The sequence below is a fragment of the Desulfonatronum thiosulfatophilum genome (genome assembly GCF_900104215.1).
In the GTDB taxonomy this organism is placed as follows: Bacteria; Desulfobacterota; Desulfovibrionia; order Desulfovibrionales; family Desulfonatronaceae; genus Desulfonatronum; species Desulfonatronum thiosulfatophilum.
In genome coordinates, this window is sequence record NZ_FMXO01000013.1 from 65,961 (window position 1) to 84,707 (window position 18,747).

Genomic DNA, 18,747 nt, shown 5'->3' on the forward strand with positions numbered 1-18,747 from the left:
TACAATTCAAGGAGACGACCATGCTGCGTTTATTACGTTCCCTGGAGGGATTCCGACTGACACTGATCACGTTGGCCCTTGCCCTTCCCCTCGTGGCGGCTGCCCTGCTCTTCTACCAGATGCAGACGTGGGTTATCCTGGCCTGGCTGATGCTGGGCTCGACGGCAGTTGTCTTTTCGGTTCTTCTTTTCAGCCGGAATTTGTCTCAAGTTTTGCGTTCCAACACCCAGTGCGCGCGAGACATGGTTTCCGGAAAATACAGCACATTTTTCGAATTTGGGAGTCACCCCGGCCTGATTGGCGGCAACCAGACGGCGCTGCGGGAAATGCTCATCGACCTGAAGCATAAATTGAGCTTGTCCCAGGGTGTCATGAACAGCATGGTCACCCCCTACGTAGTCACGGACGTCAACGAAGTCTTTATTTCCGGCAACCCGGCACTGATCAGGATGCTGGAGCATGAGGGCAAGCCGGAGCAGTATTATGGGCAGGATGTGTCCATGTTTTTCTATGGGGAAAAACGGCAGACCGTGCTTGGACTGGCCATGCGGGACAAGAAATCCATCAGCAAGGAGGTGGAGTTCACCGGCCGCAAGGGGGGAAAACGCTTCATCCATATCGACGCTTCCCCGTTATTCGACATTGAGGGAAACATGATGGGTGCGCTGTGCATCTATACGGATCTGAGCGAAATTCGGGTATCCGAAGCCAAACTCAGCACCCAGAACGAGATGATTTTCAATTCCGCGGCCAGGGCCACGGACATTTCCAACGCCATGGCCACGGCGGCGGAAGAGCTGGCCGCCCAGGTGGAGGAGGCCAGCCGGGGTGCCGATGAGCAACGGAGTAGAACCACGGAAACCGCCACAGCCATGGAAGAAATGAACGCCACGGTCCTGGAAGTCGCCAAAAATGCCTCCCAGGCCGCTGAGGCGTCAGCCCAGGCCAGCATGAAGGCCCAAGATGGAACCAAGATTGTCGGCGAGTCCGTTGCGGCCATCAACCAGGTTCAGAAGCAGTCTTTGGAGTTGAAAAACAACTTGGGCAAACTCGGCCAACAGGCAGAGCAGATCGGCCGGATCATGAACGTGATCGAAGACATAGCGGACCAGACCAACCTCCTGGCTCTGAACGCGGCCATCGAGGCTGCCCGGGCCGGCGATGCCGGACGCGGATTTGCCGTTGTGGCCGACGAAGTGCGCAAACTGGCCGAGAAAACCATGAACGCCACCAAGGAAGTCGGACAAGCCATCGCGGACATCCAGCAAGGCACCCGGACCAATATCGAGAGCATGGACCATGCCGCCGCGGCCATTGCCGAGGCCACGTCCCGCGCCAACGCCTCCGGTGAAGCGCTCCAGGAAATCCTGCGTCTCGCCGAACTGGCGGCGGATCAGGTTCGCTCCATTGCCACGGCGGCGGAACAGCAGTCCGCCACCAGCGAGGAGATCAACAGGGGCGTGGACGATATCAACCGGATCTCATCGGAAACCAGCGACGTCATGAACCAGTCCGCTGAAGCGGTCTCCAACTTGGCCCAGATGGCTGTCCAGCTGCACACAATCATTGATGAGATGAAAAAGCAGTAGCTGCTGGCTGAGGTTCGGTTTGCCTTGTTTTGCGGCGTCGCAAACATCTTCGCCGGTTTCGTAACATCGAACCAGGCCGCCAGTTCACCGACCGTACGCCCCTGCTCCCGGGCGCTGATCAGGAATCCGCCAAAAGCGCCCAGCCCCAGGTCATTGCTCGAAAAGCACTGAGTACAACAGCACAGGTGATCTAACGACAAAAAAATGCCGCCGGACAAAGTCCGGCGGCATTTTTTATGGATCAAACTTCAGCGCTGAAAAACTACATGTCCAGCAATCTGAACTGGGCGCGACGGTTCTGGGCCCATGCGGTTTCGTTGCTCGCGGGATTCAAGGGACGCTCCTTGCCGTAGCTGACGATTTGCAATCTGTTGGGGCTGACGCCCAAGAGGACCAGGAATTCGTAGGCAGCCCGGGCACGGCGCTCACCCAGAGCCAGGTTGTACTCCGATGTGCCGCGCTCGTCGGTGTGACCTTCGATCAACAGCCGAATCTCCTGATTCTGCTTCAGCAACTCGGACTTGGTCTGCAGAATTTCCCGGGCATCAGGCCGCAGTTCGTAGGAATCATAGGCAAAATGGATCATGTTTGCCGTGATCATTTCCGCCATCTGGGACATTCTGGCACGCTGCTGCTCGTTGCGCTCCCTGGATAGACGTTCCTCCTCCAACTGTTGCTCCCGCAGCCTGGTCTCTTCCCGAAGCCTGGCCTCCTCGGCGGCTCGTTCCGCATCAATGGCGGTGACGCCGACCGGTGTGGAATCCACTTGCTTTTTCGCGCAACCTGAGCTGAAAGCCGCAAGCATGGCCAACATCAGCACACAAACAACAACCCAATTCCACCGCATACAGTTTCTCCTTAAAAGTGTTGATGCCAAATGAACAAGTTACGGTTGCCGGCTCCAAGCCGGTGATGAAAGTTGTCCATCTCCCAGGGGCGCCATCCGGGCTTCATCACCGTGTCGAGTCGTCAGATAAATCTTACTTTCTCCACTCCGATCAGAACTGAACGCAATGAAAAAATTATCGGGCGCCCAAGCTGGACTGACATCATTTCTTGGCCCAAATGTCAACTGCCTCTCGCGCCCGGAAACCAGGTCATGCAGAAAAATGCGATGTCCTTCACTGGTTTGGCGTGAAAAAACAACCATTCTGCCATCCGGGCTGAGGCTGGGATTCGTGTTGTACGTGCCCTCGAAGGTCACACGGCGGGTATCCCCGGAAGCCGTGTCCATGATGAAAATATGCGGATTTCCAAGTCTGCTTGAAACAAACGCCATTTTTGAGCCTGTTGCGTCGAAACTTGGCGAAATATCAATAGCCCAGCTCTGGGCGACTCTCGGGCCCATTCTCATGTCGTCGGTCAATTGGTAGATGTCCGGCCGGCCTTCGGGGTTCAGGCTGACGAATATCTTACCATCGTGATTGAATACCGGCGATATGACGCTGTTCCCGGGCAACTGCACCCGACGGACATTACCGTCGCTCTTGTCCAGGATCGCCAGGTAATGCCGACCGTCGGCGATCAGCGTGAACGTGAGATGCTGTCCATTCCTGGACCAGGACGGACTCATGCTGATTCCGCCCAGTTGGGTGAGTTGGCGCAGCCCCTGACCCATGGGCGAAGCTGCCCAGATCTCCTTGTTTTCGCCGTGTGCCCTCACAAAAGCCAGAGTCGAACGAAAAAAATCTCCCTGCCCGGTCAACTCGGCCATCAGGTCCGCGCAGAACCGGGCCGCCACCTGCGGCAGTTCCTCCTGAGTCACGCCGGAATAGGCCTTGCCCAGGACCAGACGCTGCTCAAATGTCTCATAGACTCGCAGTTCCACGGAATCCCCACCGCTGGTCCAACCGGAGGTAAGGACCAGATCGACACGCTCAAGGCGAAAGCGCCGGAAGTCAATGTCCGCGGCCGAGACTCCTTCCAATACGTCTCCGCCAAGCACCTGGGAACCGGGGACGAGGCGGAGGAATGGCATGAAACTCAGGTATTCCCGCAAATGATCCGCAAGAATGGCCGCCTTGGGGGGAACCGGCTGTCCGGAAGGAATTCCGAGGGGGGTGGCGGCAACCAGGTTCAACTGGGACTGTCCCGGGCCGTAGATGTCGATGCTCAGGGTTTGCTGCGCCCAGGCAACCGGTACAAAGCCCCATACGCAAAGAAAAAAAGAAATTATGCGAATGCTCCACCGAAGATTCGGTTTATGCTTGAGAGACATAGTTGTTACAACTCCTGAAGATTAAACGTAATGCGGATTGTGCGCAGATCGGGTCGCGGCGGCGGCGGAAGCTGCCCTGTTTCCTCCACGGCCCGTTCGGTTGAAGCATCAAAGTCCGCACGGCCCGATGAACGAATGACGCGACTGCCGAGCACCCGACCATCCCTGTCCACCTGAATTTCCAGGGTCGTGCTCAAATCCTGGCGAGATCCGCCCTTTGGAAAACGCCATTGGGCCTTGATGCGATTTTCCACGATCTGGGCGTAAACCTCCACCAGTCCGCCGTAGCCGACTTGGCCCTCCGCACCTCCCTGGCCTGCTCCTGGAGCAGTGGGCTGGCTACGCTGGGACACGTCCTTCTGGACCGCGCCAAGCGCCTCGGCCAAGATCTGCTCCCGTGTCGGCTCGGTTCGTTGCGGCGGCGCCGGAGTCGTCGGTTTTGGCGGAGTCGGAGTGGGTGCGGGCGGATCCGGTTTTGGCTCCGGCGACGGTGCAGGCTCGGGCGGTTCTGGTGCCGGTGCAGGCTTGGGCGGTTCCGGGGCCGGCTTGGGCGGTTCCGGGGCCGGCGCGGGCTTGGGCGGTGCCGGGGCTGGGGCCGGCTTAGGAGGCGCCGGTGTAGGCTTGGGTTGTTCCGGAATGCGCACCTCGGCCTTGGGTTGCGGCGGAGGAGGCGCCGGAGGGGCGGGCTTGGGCGGCGTTGGCGCCGGCTTCGCCTGCTCCTGCACCACCGGAGGAGGCGCCGGGGGAGCAGGCTGAGGCGCTGGCGCCACCGGCGCGGGACGACCCGGAGCCGGCGGCTCCAGCCGGACAAGGTCCACCTGGTAGACCACAGGCTGATCCAGCCGAACATGAATCTGCTTGCTGGAGGACAATTGGATCAACCCTAGCCCCACCACAATGATGTGCAGGAGAAGGGACAACCCGAAAACACGTACTTGCGTGGAAAAACCCACAGATACCTCTTAAAACCGTTCCAATTACTGTTCCCGCGATTCCGCTTCGGCCACGATGCCCAGGCGATCCACCCCGGCTTCTCTGGCCTCGGCCATGACCTGAACCACGAGACCGTACGGTACGTCCTTGTCTGCCCGGAGATACAGGATCTTGTCGCGGGTCTGGATCAGCCGGGCGACATGCGTTCCGAGTTCCTCCAGGGCGACCTCGTATTCATCCAAAAGTATGGTGCCGTCCCGACGGACCGTCAGCACCAGTGTGTCCTCATCCTGGGGCAGGGTCTGCACGGTGCGGGTCTGAGGCAAATCCACCTCCAGACCCTCCGTCATGAACGGCGCCGTGACCATAAAGATGACCAGCAGTACAAGCATGACATCCACGAAAGGGACCACGTTCATCTGGTCCATATATCCCTGACCGGAATGGGATTCCATGATTTTAATCCTCTTTTACCGATTCAATCAAATATCTGGGTCGGTCAAGCCGTTTTCCTCGACCTCGACCTGACCGGAAATCCAGGGCAGTTCACGCTGCACGCGGTTCAGAAACGCGCCGGCGAAATTGATCAGTTCCACCTCGATGCTGCCCAGCTGACCGCGAAAAAAATTGTAGGCGACGGACGCGGGAATAGCCACGGCCAGACCTATAGCCGTAGCCACGAGGGCCTCGGAGAGTCCCGGAGCCACCGTGGCCAGGGAGGCGCTGCCCATCAAGCCGATGGCATGAAAGGAGTGCATGATGCCCCATACCGTGCCGAACAGGCCGATAAAGGGGGCGGAACTGGCGCAGGTGGCCAAAAAAGAGAGCGATGACGCCATGTTGCGAAGCGAATTGCTCACGTTCTGACGCAGGACGCGCCGCAGGTTGTCCATGGCAATGCGGCTTCTCTGGGCCGCGGGCAGAGCAGAACCCTCCAGCCGTTTCAATTCCGCCACCGCCTGATATGCCAAAGGATACAGGGGCGAATCCGCGCTTCGAGCCAGGATATGCACGGCCGAACCAAGATCCGGGGCGTTCTGAAAACGCTTGAAATCAGCAAGAGCCTGTTGCTTTGCCCGGCGCAGAATGATGATTTTATAAAAGATAATGCTCCAACTGGCCAAGGACATGCCCACCAGAAGCAGCATGACCAATTGCACGACAATGGTAGCCTGACGCACCAGATCCCAAATGCCTGATTGAGGAACAAATTCCATGGAAATCCCTGTTGTTCAAACGTTGGCGATTGATAAAAATAAAAATGACATGGACGAAGCGTTCAAACAATGACCGTATCAAGCAAAACACGTTGATTCTTGCATCTGCTAAATTAAATTAAAAAATATGAGTACATGTACAGAAACACAAGTTGTTGCGCTGCCTCACCTGCTGGAGAACAAGGACTGAGATTCGCCTTCTGTCAGCAGATCCGCCAGGACCGGCAAGCATTCCTCTGCCGGGAGATCCAGGCGGACATCAGCCAAGTTGCCGTAAGCGGTCTGCCCCAGGTTGATCTCCAAAACCCGCCCTCCCTGAGCCTTAACTTGGTAGGGAATGACATTGGCCGGCGCCACATCACCGGACGTGCCGATGATCACGACCAGGTCCGCCTGTTCACTCCAGTGTCGGCTGCGGTTCAACGCCTCATGGGGAATGGCCTCCCCGAAAAAGACCAGGGTCGGCCGGATGACTCTGCGACAGACGTCGCAAAGCCAGGGCAGATCGGCTTTTTGAAGTCCAACGGCCGCGGCGGCCGGATATTCGCGCCGGCACCCGTTGCAGTAGAATCCGCGACAATTGCCGTGGAACTCGATGACATTGCGCGTGCCGGCCTGCTGATGCAATCCGTCGATGTTCTGGGTGATCACGCAACTCAGCGCTCCGGCCTGTTCAAGCCTGGTCAACGCCAAGTGCGCCGGATTGGGTTTTGCCTGCTCGAACATCTCCAAAGCGGACAGCAGAAAATCCCAGACTGCCTTGGGATTATGCTCCAGCCCCCAGGTGCTCGCGACCACGCTGGCATCGAACTGGGACCACAATCCCCCCGGACTTCGAAAGTCCGGGATGCCGCTGGGCACGGATATTCCGGCCCCGGTCAGGGCAATGACGCGGCGGGAATTTTGCCAGATGTCGGCTGCCTGTTGCAACAAAAGGCTCATGGGGAGAAATGAATGCAGATCATGAAGTTGAATGCGAGGAAGCGCAAAGAATAATCACTCGAAACTCAAGGCTGCGGGTTGGATGCATATCCGGATTTCCTTTTGCGATCAACCAGCGCCCAGGAGTTGGCTTCGGCCTGAAGATACTCGTCCTGGGTCATCCCCGCTCCGAGCGCAATGCGTTGCCGAAGCTCCCGGGAAACCATGTCGCCGGCCCCGTGCGCGTCGTTGTTGATGACCAGTCTGGCGCCGAATTCCCGGGCCATGGCCGCGACATGGCCATTGGTCAGGCTGTGCCCCTTGCGGGTGGTGATCTCCAGATGCACGCCCTTATCCGCTGCCAGTCTGGTTTCCTCGGCACTGATCAGGCCGGGGTGGGCCAAAATATCCACCCCGGCCTCGATAGCCGCAAGATTCGTCCCGGTTTCCACCGGTTCGACAATGGTCTCACCGTGCACTACAATGAGTTGGGCTCCGTTCATTCGGGCTGTTTCCGTCATCCGGGCGATCAGCCCTGGGGGGACATGCGTCAACTCCACCCCCAGCAGAATGTCCAGGCCATAATAGGCGGCGCCCTGCCCGGCAACCCGGTTCAGATTCTCCAGCAACAGAAACAGGTTGCTGGCATCCGCATGGTCGGTGAAGGCCATGGCCTGGTATCCGGCCACCTTGGCCCGCCGCGCCGATTCCGAGGGCAGGAAGGCCCCGTCGCTGAAGATGGTATGGGTATGCAGATCAATCATTAAATCACATCTTGTACTTTGTGTCGTCGACCGAATACTTTTCCAGAATCTCATTCCATTGCTGGGCGTCTTCGGTCTTGAGCACGGCTTGATACTGGTTTTCCCGCACCTCGACAATCTGGGCCAGCACTTCCTCGCTGACCCGAATCGGCACCTGGGCCCGCAATCCGAGGGCGATGGCATCCGAAGGACGGGAATCAATCCGCTTCAGGGAATCCCCCTGCAGCACCTCAATTTCCGAATAGTATGTGTTCTCATGCAGCCGAACCACGTCTACGAAACGAATTTTTCCGCCCAGAGCCTCAATGGCCTGCAGGAGCAGATCATGGGTCATGGGGCGCGGCAAGCGAACATCGTTGAGCACCATGGAGATGGCCACGGCTTCCATGGCGCCGATCCAGATAGGCAGAACCTGTTTCTCCGCCTTGTCCTTGAGAATCAAAACAGGCACCTGACTGTCCTCGTCCAATGCCAATCCGTAAATTTGCATTTCAATCATGGGACCTCCTCCATGCACCCCCAAAGGGAATGCTTTTTGGCTTCCAGGATGCGCACGGATACAATTTGTCCTGAAAAATCAAGATCCGAACCGGAAGGTGCGGCAAAATTCACGGTTCGACCGGATTCGTCGCGACCGCGAAAGCACTGAGTCGCCGCAGAGCGCTTCTTGCTCCGCCCCTCGACCAGCACTTCGGCCCGCTGCCCGACCCGTTCCTGCAGTGCAGCCTGCGAAATCTCATTTTGCAGGTCCTGCAGCGTCTTGAGCCGTGCGGCCTTGACGTCCTGGATGATCTTGTTCTCCATGGATGCGGCCCGGGTTCCGGGTCGGTCCGAGTACATAAAGGAATAACTGCTTTCAAAACCCACGTGACGCATGGCTTCCAGGGTTTGCTCAAAATCCTGGTCCGTCTCCCCGGGGAAGCCGACGATCAGGTCGGTACTCAAGGCGATCTCCGGCCGCTCCCGGCGTAAGAGTTCCACCTTGTCCAGGTAATGTTCAAGTGTATATTTTCGGCCCATGGCCCGCAATACCGCATTGGAGCCGGACTGCAAGGGCAGGTGCAGTTGCGGGCACAGATTCGGGAAGCGGCCGAAAGCGGCAATGGTTTCGGACGAGAGATCCTTGGGATGTGATGTGGTGAAGCGAAGTCTCCGCAAGCCGGGCAATTCGGCAATATTTCGCAGCAGATCAGAAAAAACCGGTTCCCTGCCCTTTGTGTCCAGTCCGTAACTGTTCACGTTCTGCCCCAGCAGAGTGAGGTCCCGTACCCCGCGGGACAACAGGCTCCGGCATTCGGCGATTACCGCCTCGCTGTTCCTGGAACGCTGCCGGCCTCTGGTCAACGGAACAATGCAGTAGGCGCAATAATTGTCGCAGCCCTGCATGATGTTGACAAAGGCTTGGCTTTGCACACCCTGGTCCGGCAATGCCGTGTCGCGCTCGGGAAACGATTCCGTGAAATCCAACAGGCTCAGGCGCAGGCCGGGTTCACGAGATAGACGGGCCAAGGCTTCGGGAACCATGGGCAGGCCGTCCGGTCCGAAAACCAGGCGCACATAGGGAAAGCGGGCGAAAAAAGCCTCCCCCACCTGCTGGGCCACGCATCCGCCCACGGCCACGAAAAGCTCCGGGTTTCGACTCCAGTAATCCCGCAGTCGCCCCAGATGGCTGTAGACCTTCTGCTCCGGCTTGTCCCGCACGCTGCACGTATTCAAGATCAAGACCTCGGCCTGGTCCTCGTCGCTATCCTCCCAGCCCTTGTCCCGCATCGTCCGACCGAGCCACTGGGAATCATGGACATTCATCTGACAGCCGAACGTGGTTATATGAAAACGCATTGTTCTCTCATATGTAACTGCTCTAATTATCTTTTGTTTCACTAAAAAGACATTCCTGGTTCAACTTGGCATTATTGTCAGGATCGAAATCGAAATCGGTATCGAAATCGAAATCGGTATCGAAATCGGCATCGGAATCGAAATCGCAGTAATTTGATAACCTATTTGTTTTTCTTTTCGATTGCGATTTCGATTTCGATTGCGATTGCGATTTCGAAAAGGACCCGGGCATGGACTGAACTGGTCGTGCTACGTCGTTGCCCACTGTTCAAAAAAATGCAGCACCTGGTCCCTGGCCTCCGCAACGGTGACCGCCCCGGAATCCACCACGCATTCCGCCTGGGGGTCCTCTTCAAAGGGCACGTCCACTCCGACCACCTGTCCCAGCCCGGGGTGGTCCCTTCCCGTGCGTTGCCGATCCAGGGCCTTTTCATACAGGCCGGCCATGACCAGTCCCTCGGGGCGACCTTGTTCCCTCGCAATGGCGATTTCCAGCGGACAGCGGATATAGACTTCGGCAAACTTGCGAATCCGGGCTCTGGCTTGCCGACGCATGGCTGCCTGATAGGCAGTGCCGTCCATGATCACGCCCTGTCCCTGAGCCACGACATGTTCGGCTTCCTGGAGAAATAGCTCATAGGCCCGTGCCCGTTCCTCAGCGGAATAGGTCGGATTGGGAAAGTATGCCTTGCGGCGGGCATCCATTTCCAGATACGTCACAACCGCCCCGCATTCCCGCAAGGCTTCAAGAACCGCTTTGGCAATGGAGCTTTTACCGGAACCGGGCAGTCCGACAAACCACAAGGCCCAGCCCTGCTTTTCTGGATGCGTCATGAAAAAATGACTCGTTGTGAGGACTCGTTGTTGCTTCAGCTCATGTAGGAATTGATCCGGTCGTAGGCGAAACTGTCGTCCGCGAGGACATTTTCCATGAACCGGAACAATCCTTCCCGGACTTCCACCGGATGATTGGGATACCATTCCGGCGAAGCAATGACCAGGGACCGGAAAACATAAAAGGGAGCAATGACCTCCAGGATCTCGCGGTCATTGGTCCGCTCCAGGTATTCATCCCAGAAGGTCATGTACAGCCTCTCGAACGGTCCGGAAAGCTTGGGTTGATCATAGAGGCCGAAGAGCAGGTAGTTGCAGCTCATGGTGGAAATGTCATCCGCCGCATCGCCCCATTCGCCGCGACTGCGGTCCAGAACCCGAAAATCCCCGTCCGGCTGGATCAGGACGTTCCATGGATGGAAATCGCCATGCACCGCGGCCAGGCGATGCGAATAATTCCGGAGCTTCCAGCGTCGATCAATGAGCCGACATTCAAGATTCCGGAACCGGTCCGGCGGAAACATCTCATAGGGATGAGGGTAGGAATCCACCAGCCCGAAAATGCACTCCGAGGCGCCGATAAGATTCCGGATGCGCCGCAGATACAGATCCGGATCGTCTTTCTTTTCGGCGTGCACCCTGGCCAGCCAGCGGGCGAAGGATTGCGCTCTGTCCAGGTCCTGCTGCTCCAGTCCCTTTTTCCTGATCCGTTCCAGATCCCGAAAGTAATCATACCCCTGGACCATTTCATTAAGAATGAAAAATTCCCGGGGATCATTCACGGGAATCATGTCGTCTCTTTGGTTCACGTAGCCCAGAGCCAGGGGGCGAACATGTTTCTCCATCCTGGCGCTGGTCTCGTACTGAAACATGAGGATCGCCGCCCGGTCCCAATAAAACTGATGGCCGTACTTGTCGCCGCGCATGGTGGAGAGCACGGCTTCCCTAGTTTCCCCGTTCTGCTCAAAACGAATGAAAACCGGTTTGCCGTAGCCGAAGTCCTTCATGCCCTGGGTGCCCTGCGCTCCGATCTCCCGCGCATCCAGCAAACGGACGCCGGAACCGAACTGATCCCGCAAATAGGCCTCGAGCTTGGACATGTTCATGCGCAAGGCCGGCCTTTTCTGGTTACGCATCGGCATAATGGCACCTCCTGAACAGTTTCATTACATCCGAAAACGAGGCCACCGAATGAGAGACGCTGCCGGCTGACCTGAAAAGCGAACGTGCGACTCCCGCTACCACATCACTTCCGGCATCATCCGTAGTTCTCGTTGTACCTGCTCCAAAACGCATCCTGGGAAAAGGAATGCTCCTGGGTGCCATGGTGTTCCACGGCATAGGCGGCGCTGGTCATGCCCATCTTGGCGGCATCATTCACGCTTCGCCCATTCACCAACCCCTTGACCAGTCCGGCCCGGAAGGCATCGCCCGCTCCGGTGGGATCAACGACCGCGGATACCTTGGCTGCGGGGAGCCTGTTCTCTGCCTCCGGCCGCAGGACGATACATCCGTTTTCACCGAGCGTGGTGATGATGGTTCCGGCCCGCCGCAGCAATTCATCCCTGTCTGCTCCGGTATTTTTCATGATCATTTCCAATTCATAATCATTGGAAATGAGGATGTCTGCCCCGGTAAGCATTTCGAGCATTTTTTCCCCGGAAAAGGCAGGTATGTTCTGTCCCGGATCAAAGATGTAGCGCACGCCCTTTTCCCGGTACATCCGGCTGTAGTTGTACATGTCGTCGAGGTTTCCCGGAGCCACGACGGAAAGGGTGTCGTCCGGCGAGATATTGGAGAAATCAAAATTTGAGGAGTGGTTCATGGCCGCCGGATTGAATCCGGTGATCTGGTTGTCGGATTGATCCGTGGTGATGTAGGCCGATGCGGTCAGTTCATCGGGAATGATCCGGATGGTTTCCTGGGCCAAGCCCAGTTTCCGCAGCCACTGTTCATAGCTCCCGAAATCCTTGCCCCCGGCCGCGGCCAGGATTTGCGGCTTTTCTCCCAGCAGGCTCAAGGAATAGGCGATGTTTCCGGCCGTGCCGCCGAATTTTTCATTCACCCCGTTGACCAGGAAGCAGACGTTCAAAATGTGGATCTTGTCCGGCATGATGTGGTCGGCAAAACGGCCGGGAAACGGCATGATGCGGTCATAGGCGATGGATCCGGAAACAAGAATGTTCATATTTACCTCATGGTAAAGATTTGAAACGTTAAAAAAAGATACGCAGTACCGCAAAAGCTGAAAGGCTCTTGCGGACTGCGTTTTATTGTCGCTTGGAGATACAGGCTGGTTGCTGAGACTGCTGGATTTTCTCGATTTACCCGGCTGCTCCGGTTTCCTTACCGATCCAGTCCAGAAAGGGCTGATGGCCGCCGGTCAAGGGCCAGGAGACGATGCATGGGCAATCATAAGTATGAACCTCACGGACGCGTCGGGTCAAATCTGGCAGCAATTCCTCTCGTGTTTTGGCCAGAACAACGACTTCCCGGCTTTCCTCAATGCTGCCTTCCCAATGGTACATGGAGCGCATTCCTTCCAGCACGTTGACGCAGGCTGCCAATCGATTCTCGATCAATTCCCGGGCAATAACCTTGGCCTGATCCAAATTTTCGGCCGTCATGTAGACCATGATCGGTTGCATGACCAACACCTACATCCTGGTCAAGTATTCCAAAACGGCATCACGCTCCGGACTGTTCAGCAACCCGCTGCGCTTGCCGATCATACGATCAACCGTTCGCTCCCACCATGGCATATCCTGACCCGCCCGCCGGTGGACCCGATCCAGGTTATGGCATTGTGTACATCGTTCTTGTACCAGCGCGTCACCATTTTGTGCTTCAGCGGAAATGACCACGGCCGAGAAAACAAGCACACACCCCAGAAGCAACACCCCGAACATGATGATGGATCTTTTCATATTTCTTCTCCTTGGTTGAGCATAAAGCTATACGATCATAAAAAATGAGAATTCAGGCTATGTCCTTTCCAACAATAATGCAATGAATACGCGTATCATCCAAACAAACCATCCAAGCCAAAGCACTACATATATTGAGAAAGCAACCCAAGCCCTGCCGGGCAATCATGACGGATGCTCTGCTCTTCCGCTTCATGTGAATGGCTTTCGCATGCATCTAACGCTTGAATTTTTCATTTTGATTCAGGTTTTCGTAGATTTTTGAAAGCATGTCCTTGAGTTGATCGATCTGCTCCCAGCTCAATCCCTGGTACGCCCGTTCCGCCAGTTGCCCGGCGACACGAAGAATTCCTTCCTGCAGGGCACGCCCCTCTTCCGTCAGATAGATTCTGCTGCAGCGCCGATCATGCTCATCACGTCTGCGGACCACCAGCCTACGCCGCTCCAATCCGTCCAGAATGCGGGTCATGTTGGTCATATCCTTGAAGGTGGTAGAGGCCAGTTCACGTTGCACCCCCCCCTCAAAATTCCAAAGCTGCCAGAGAACAACGCATTGCTCGGGGGTAACCTCATACCCCTGCTCATCCAACAACCGATGAAACTCCTTTTTGATCCGCAGCGCAGCCCTGTTTACCAGGAAACCCGGCGAGTCCTCCAACTCCATCCGCATCATTTTATCAATCCATGAAGTCATTAGTTGCCACTCCAATTATTTGTTGACTTTTTCCAGACTCGGCAACATACGCAGGCCTGCTGATTTATTGCAGGATTGGATTCTCTTTGCAAGATCGATCGCGGACAGCGGCGGACTGCGCTAAACCAGTACCAGCCCGGACAGGCCATTCATCATTCCGTGGTGGTAATGCACCAGTCTGCAAGACTTGGGGCGGAACAGCGAGCAGCAAAACGCCCTGCGTCTGATCCAGAAGCAGAACCACCTACTTGTCGCGGAGGCATGTTCGTCTTGTTAACTGATTTATTGTATCTGGAGGAAGTATGGCACGCATTGCAGGATTGACGATTTTCTTCGTACTCATCAGCCTTGGATCAGCGAATGGAGCAGGATTCGCGTTGTATGAGTTCGGAGCCAGAGGCACTTCCATGGCCGGGACCATGCTCGGACGGGCTGATGATCCTTCGGCTGTAGCCTACAATCCCGCGGGAATGACCCAACTGGAAGGCACCCAGACCATGATCGGCCTTTCCGTGGTCGCACCCAACGGAAAAGTGCGGACCCCCGGGGATACCACCTCGATTGAGAGCAATTATTGGGTTCCGCCCCACGCCTATCTCACCCGCCAAATGACCGACAAGACTTGGCTCGGGCTGGGCCTTTACACGAGATTCGGACTGGGGACGGAGTATCCGAAAGGTTGGCCGGGGGAGTACAATAATCTCTACACCCGGGTTAAATCCCTCTCTTTCAATCCCAATCTGGCGTATAAGTTGACTGATACGGTCTCCCTGGCTGTGGGCGCCGAGGTCATGTGGTTTGATTTTTACCAGAAAAAAATGGTAGGCAGGCCACTGGGCGGCATCGAGGCCGAACTGAATGGAGATTCCTACGGATTTGGAGGAAACGTCGCACTCCACTACAAACCGAGCGATACCTGGGCCTTGGGTCTCACCTACAAAAGCCGCATCAAACAGAGCATCAAGGGGGACGCGACATTTCAACGAACACCCACCGCCAGGGCGTTTGGGTATTTCAATGACACGTCGGCCAAAGGCGATATAACTCTGCCCGACTCGTTCGGAGTAGGCCTCATGTTCAGACCGCATGAAAGGCTGAGTCTTGAGGCGAACGCCATCTACACGCTGTGGAGCACGTACGACAAACTGGAAATTACCTACGGCGAAGCGCTTACTCCCGGCGCCCTGACCGGTAACACCAAGGTATCATCCATGGCAAAAAACTGGAAAGACGTCTGGCGGTTTCAGGTCGGAGCCGAGTACAGCCTGAGCGATCTCATTGATCTCCGCCTTGGTTATGTTTTCGACCAGATCCCGGACACGGATCAATATGCCGATTATATGACGCCCACCAGCGACCGACACATCGTCACCACCGGCATCGGATTCTCCGGCGAGAGGTTCAGCGTCGACATTTCCTACTCGTATCTCTGGTTCGCCGATCGGAATATTGTTGCACGTCCAGCTGACCATGTCCTGGACAGCACCTTCAAGGACGGGCACACCCATCTCACCAGCATCAGTCTGGGTTACAAGTTCTAGCCCGGATCATCCCCGGAGCCTGCCCGCACCCGCACCACATAGCGGCAGGCTCCGCTCCTGAAAACAGCGGATGTCAGGCGAGAAAGTCACCGGAACGCTCCGGCTGATAGATCACCTCGATAATCCGAACGCGCATCATCCCGCCCCCGGGTCGGGGCCATTGTATTTCATCTCCCTGGGACAGACCCAGAAGTGCGCTGCCGACAGGTGCAAGAACGGAAATTTTCTGTCCGCTCGCATCTTCGTTGCCGGGATAAACCAGGGTCATCCTGAACTCCTCGCCGGAAGGTTCCACCTTGAACTTCACCGTGGAATTCATGGTTACCACGGAGGATGGCATTCGGTGCGGCTCCACCACTTCAGCCCGCTCCAGCTCCTCTTCCAGTTCGGCCATGCCTGGAAACGAGTCCGGCGCAAGAGCATCCAAAAGAGTCTCCAGTCTTTGTACATCCACGGTCGACAGAATGATCTTCGGTTTTTTGTTCATTCAGTCCTCCCTCTCGGCTACGGTTGTCGTATACGCAATACGTTATCAGTCCGTTGAAAACTCTCAATTGCCGCGTTGCTGCACAGGCCAAACAAACCCCCTTACGCAAAAAAAAACCCCGCTGACGCGGGGTTTTCGAGCAAATCAGCAACTTGAACTAGATTTTTTCGACATTCTCGGCAGCCGGGCCTTTCGGTCCATCGACAACGTCGAATGTGACACGAGCGCCTTCGGCCAGGGACTTAAAGCCTTGTCCCTGAATGGCGGAATGATGAACGAACACGTCGTTGCCGCCATCCTCCGCGATAAAACCATAACCCTTGGAATCATTAAACCATTTAACTGTACCTTCCGCCATCTGCTACTCCTTGAGAATACGGCTTCCTTATGAAGCCACGTGAAAACGATCCGATTTACCGTCTGGAAAACCGGTTGGCAGTTACTTGTTCAGCATAAAAAAGCCACACGACCCAACGGGGAATTGTGCGGCGAATACGAAATATTTTTATACTTCAAACAGGTACTGCACACATGAGGAATCCATATACAGGAGAGCTCGACGTAAGGCAACATGAAATTTTCATCCCAAGGGTATCAGGGTCAAGAAGTAAAAACCCACAGCCAGCCTTCCCTCTCAAGCCTTCCAGTGCAGCCCTACAGAAAGACGCACGACATGCCTTTGGAAGCGCCGGTACTTCAGGATGGTCTGAGCGCGTCGGGAAACCTGTCCAGATCCGTCATGAACATGGGCCTGCCCTTGGGTTGTTCGTTGTTCGCGGGGAGATGACCAGGACGCTATCCCGACTGACCAAGCGATCCCCTGATGCCCCACCCGTTCAATTGAATGCCGATCCAATTCCCGAGCTTAAAAGGGAACGGAGCATATTTTCGCCCAAGAATGTTCATTATCCCGTAAAAAAAATGTCGTTCTCAGATTTCCTCTGCTGAAAACTTCTTCACTGCTGTTCGGTCGCCTTCTCTTTTTTGAACATGGTCGGATTGATGTTTTGGGAATTCGGGCCGCCGCATTCCGGAGTGTAGCAGGTCACATCCACGAATGAACACTTTTGCGAGCATGCCGGGCAGGTTTCCGGCGGCGCCGTTGTTTCAAGGGTGTTTCCACACTTGTCGCACTTGAAATAGGCCATTGCATCGCTCCTTGCGTCATGACGTTTTTTTCGGTTGTTTTTTCTAACGAGATAACAGGAAAGACGAGGGTGGCGTGGACCTGCCTTGCGGACGAAACGTGATCAACCGCATACCCCCATGGAGCCTTCGGCACATTCGCGTCCATCGATCCAAGTGGCCCCGCTGAGTTTAGCCCCTGTCAGGTTGGCTCGGGTCAGGGTTGCTTCCATCAAGTTCGCCCCTCTCAGGTCGGACCAGCTCAAGTTGGCATTGCTCAGGTCTGCATTGCTCAGGTTGGTTCCCATCAGCCGAGCACCGTTGAGATTGGCCCAACTCAGGTCGGCGTTGCGCAGATTCGCTTCCCTGAGGTCGGCCCTGTTCAGTCTTGTTCCGCTCAGGTTCGCTCCAGTCAAGTCGCATTTCGGACACTGATTGCTACCCCGCAACCGATCCAGGTCGGCTTGATCAAAAGCCTCAAGAGTTCCCAACATGCTCAGGAGCAGGAATACGGTGGTGATCGACACGGCAATGTAAATATTCATTGGCATACTTTTCTCATGTGTATAGGTGGCTCCTTGCTTGCGAAGTGAAACCCGAAGAGTCTCAAAAGTACTCCAGACTTAAGAACATATATGACGCCCCTTGATCTGTCCATGGCAATTCCAACTGCAGCAGGGCAATATAGTCACATAAACTTCCCCCCAAAAAACAGGTGCTCTCTCTCCGCCCTTTCCACGCATCAGCCCTGCGAATCTTTTGACATCGAAGAATCCCGTTCCTATGTATTGGTATCCAGAAACTTAACCGGAGGGAAATGCCATGTGCAAATTCATTGGAAAATCATTGGTGACGATCCTGTTCCTGCTTTTGGCCGTTGGAGCGGCCAAAGCCGAAAATCCGACCGCCTTCGCCGAATTGTTCGACAATGATGGAAAGTCCCTCGGGAAGGCGCATTTCGAGCAGGGGCCGAATGGAGTCCTGATCCGACTTGAACTTGAAGGAGTGGCGGAATCCGCCGGTTTCCATGCGATCCACATCCATGAGCATGGGGATTGCACGGATCATGAAGAGGGTTTCGAGGCCGCCGGGCAACACCTCAATCCCGAGGACAAGAAGCACGGGCTGATGCATCCCGATGGCCCGGATGCCGGAGATTTCCCCAATATTTACGTGCATGAAGACGGCAGCGTTCGCGCTGAACTGTTCACCAATTACGCTTCCCTGGATGGATCGGTGGGCGCACGCATGCTTGACGAATCAGGCGCAGCCATCGTCATCCACGCCAACCCGGATGATCACCACACCCAACCCACCGGCGATTCAGGTCCGCGTATCGCCTGCGGCACAATCTACGCCACATCGGATATCCAGCAAGAATAATCCAAGCGCCTCTTCGACCGTCATCTCCGAACCGCTGCCCGCACGGGCAGCGGTTTCCCTCGCAAAAGTTCTTCCCGCAAAGCGCGTAATCGTCACGTCACGATCATCGCCCAGATGTCCGTTATCGAATCCCCTGCATGCCCAAATGAGCAGTCTCCATCCAAATCGAAATCGAAATCGCAATCGCATCCCAGTCCCACTCGAATTCGACAAAGAATTCCGATTCTGCTCGACTTGCGTTCACGATGATGACAAATAAATGCTAACCTTTACTT

22 protein-coding genes are annotated in these 18,747 nt (G+C 55.9%); 3 read left to right on the forward strand and 19 right to left on the reverse strand.

Annotated elements, in window-relative coordinates; genetic code table 11:
* The first annotated feature begins 20 nt into the window (after positions 1-20).
* Complete coding sequence (locus BLP93_RS11625; RefSeq protein ID WP_092121711.1) at positions 21-1,589, forward strand: methyl-accepting chemotaxis protein; 1,569 nt, start codon at positions 21-23, stop codon at positions 1,587-1,589.
* Positions 1,590-1,851: 262 nt separating this feature from the next.
* Here BLP93_RS11625 and pal read toward each other — a convergent pair whose 3' ends face one another.
* From pal to BLP93_RS11700, 15 genes are all read right to left on the reverse strand, one after another.
* Positions 1,852-2,436: a peptidoglycan-associated lipoprotein Pal gene (gene pal / locus BLP93_RS11630; protein WP_092121714.1), complete on the reverse strand. Its 585-nt coding sequence runs from the start codon at positions 2,434-2,436 to the stop codon at positions 1,852-1,854.
* A gap of 39 nt (positions 2,437-2,475) precedes the next feature.
* Complete coding sequence (locus tag BLP93_RS11635) at positions 2,476-3,807, reverse strand: PD40 domain-containing protein (RefSeq protein ID WP_092121717.1); 1,332 nt, start codon at positions 3,805-3,807, stop codon at positions 2,476-2,478.
* Between the two features lie 5 nt (positions 3,808-3,812).
* A complete protein-coding gene (locus BLP93_RS11640; protein ID WP_092121719.1) occupies positions 3,813-4,760 on the reverse strand; it encodes an energy transducer TonB in 948 nt (315 codons plus the stop codon).
* Between the two features lie 24 nt (positions 4,761-4,784).
* Positions 4,785-5,195 (reverse strand): ExbD/TolR family protein, encoded by a 411-nt coding sequence (locus BLP93_RS11645; RefSeq protein WP_092121722.1) that lies wholly within the window; start codon positions 5,193-5,195, stop codon positions 4,785-4,787.
* Between the two features lie 27 nt (positions 5,196-5,222).
* Positions 5,223-5,957, reverse strand: coding sequence for a MotA/TolQ/ExbB proton channel family protein (locus BLP93_RS11650; RefSeq protein WP_092121725.1), 735 nt, complete (start codon positions 5,955-5,957; stop codon positions 5,223-5,225).
* A 165-nt stretch (positions 5,958-6,122) separates the two neighbouring features.
* Positions 6,123-6,887, reverse strand: a complete 765-nt coding sequence (locus BLP93_RS11655) for an SIR2 family NAD-dependent protein deacylase (protein ID WP_341844800.1) — start codon at positions 6,885-6,887, stop codon at positions 6,123-6,125.
* Positions 6,888-6,964: 77 nt separating this feature from the next.
* Positions 6,965-7,642, reverse strand: coding sequence for a histidinol phosphate phosphatase domain-containing protein (locus BLP93_RS11660; protein ID WP_092121731.1), 678 nt, complete (start codon positions 7,640-7,642; stop codon positions 6,965-6,967).
* A gap of 4 nt (positions 7,643-7,646) precedes the next feature.
* Entirely contained in the window at positions 7,647-8,141 is a 495-nt protein-coding gene (locus tag BLP93_RS11665) for a bifunctional nuclease family protein (protein ID WP_092121734.1), read from the reverse strand.
* Positions 8,138-9,481, reverse strand: a complete 1,344-nt coding sequence (miaB, locus tag BLP93_RS11670; protein WP_092121736.1) for a tRNA (N6-isopentenyl adenosine(37)-C2)-methylthiotransferase MiaB — start codon at positions 9,479-9,481, stop codon at positions 8,138-8,140. Before miaB ends, BLP93_RS11665 begins: the two co-directional genes overlap by 4 nt.
* 249 nt (positions 9,482-9,730) lie before the next feature.
* Positions 9,731-10,315 carry an adenylyl-sulfate kinase gene (locus BLP93_RS11675; RefSeq protein WP_092121739.1) on the reverse strand — a complete coding sequence of 195 codons (585 nt, stop codon included), beginning with the start codon at positions 10,313-10,315 and terminating at the stop codon, positions 9,731-9,733.
* 35 nt (positions 10,316-10,350) lie between these two features.
* Entirely contained in the window at positions 10,351-11,457 is a 1,107-nt protein-coding gene (locus tag BLP93_RS11680) for a phosphotransferase family protein (RefSeq protein WP_092121742.1), read from the reverse strand.
* 116 nt (positions 11,458-11,573) lie between these two features.
* Positions 11,574-12,503 (reverse strand): carbohydrate kinase family protein, encoded by a 930-nt coding sequence (locus tag BLP93_RS11685; protein ID WP_092121745.1) that lies wholly within the window; start codon positions 12,501-12,503, stop codon positions 11,574-11,576.
* A gap of 136 nt (positions 12,504-12,639) precedes the next feature.
* A complete protein-coding gene (gene cutA / locus BLP93_RS11690; protein ID WP_092121931.1) occupies positions 12,640-12,963 on the reverse strand; it encodes a divalent-cation tolerance protein CutA in 324 nt (107 codons plus the stop codon).
* A 9-nt stretch (positions 12,964-12,972) separates the two neighbouring features.
* Positions 12,973-13,242, reverse strand: a complete 270-nt coding sequence (locus BLP93_RS11695; protein WP_092121748.1) for a hypothetical protein — start codon at positions 13,240-13,242, stop codon at positions 12,973-12,975.
* Between the two features lie 217 nt (positions 13,243-13,459).
* On the reverse strand, positions 13,460-13,936 hold the full coding sequence (locus tag BLP93_RS11700; protein ID WP_092121751.1) for a MarR family winged helix-turn-helix transcriptional regulator: 477 nt from the start codon (positions 13,934-13,936) through the stop codon (positions 13,460-13,462).
* Between the two features lie 302 nt (positions 13,937-14,238).
* On the opposite strand from BLP93_RS11700, the gene BLP93_RS11705 reads away from it, so the two are divergent.
* On the forward strand, positions 14,239-15,477 hold the full coding sequence (locus BLP93_RS11705) for an OmpP1/FadL family transporter (protein WP_092121754.1): 1,239 nt from the start codon (positions 14,239-14,241) through the stop codon (positions 15,475-15,477).
* Between the two features lie 73 nt (positions 15,478-15,550).
* Here BLP93_RS11705 and rnk read toward each other — a convergent pair whose 3' ends face one another.
* The 4 genes from rnk to BLP93_RS11725 all read right to left on the reverse strand — a co-directional run bounded on the left by rnk (position 15,551) and on the right by BLP93_RS11725 (position 17,640).
* Positions 15,551-15,964, reverse strand: a complete 414-nt coding sequence (rnk, locus tag BLP93_RS11710; protein WP_092121757.1) for a nucleoside diphosphate kinase regulator — start codon at positions 15,962-15,964, stop codon at positions 15,551-15,553.
* A 157-nt stretch (positions 15,965-16,121) separates the two neighbouring features.
* The gene (locus BLP93_RS11715) at positions 16,122-16,322 is read right to left on the reverse strand and encodes a cold-shock protein (protein WP_092121760.1); all 201 of its coding nucleotides are present in this window, start codon (positions 16,320-16,322) and stop codon (positions 16,122-16,124) included.
* 598 nt (positions 16,323-16,920) lie between these two features.
* Positions 16,921-17,112 carry a rubredoxin-like domain-containing protein gene (locus tag BLP93_RS11720; RefSeq protein ID WP_092121763.1) on the reverse strand — a complete coding sequence of 64 codons (192 nt, stop codon included), beginning with the start codon at positions 17,110-17,112 and terminating at the stop codon, positions 16,921-16,923.
* Positions 17,113-17,214: 102 nt separating this feature from the next.
* Complete coding sequence (locus BLP93_RS11725; RefSeq protein WP_092121766.1) at positions 17,215-17,640, reverse strand: pentapeptide repeat-containing protein; 426 nt, start codon at positions 17,638-17,640, stop codon at positions 17,215-17,217.
* A gap of 271 nt (positions 17,641-17,911) precedes the next feature.
* On the opposite strand from BLP93_RS11725, the gene BLP93_RS11730 reads away from it, so the two are divergent.
* The gene (locus tag BLP93_RS11730; protein ID WP_092121769.1) at positions 17,912-18,472 is read left to right on the forward strand and encodes a superoxide dismutase family protein; all 561 of its coding nucleotides are present in this window, start codon (positions 17,912-17,914) and stop codon (positions 18,470-18,472) included.
* The last annotated feature ends 275 nt before the right edge of the window (positions 18,473-18,747 follow it).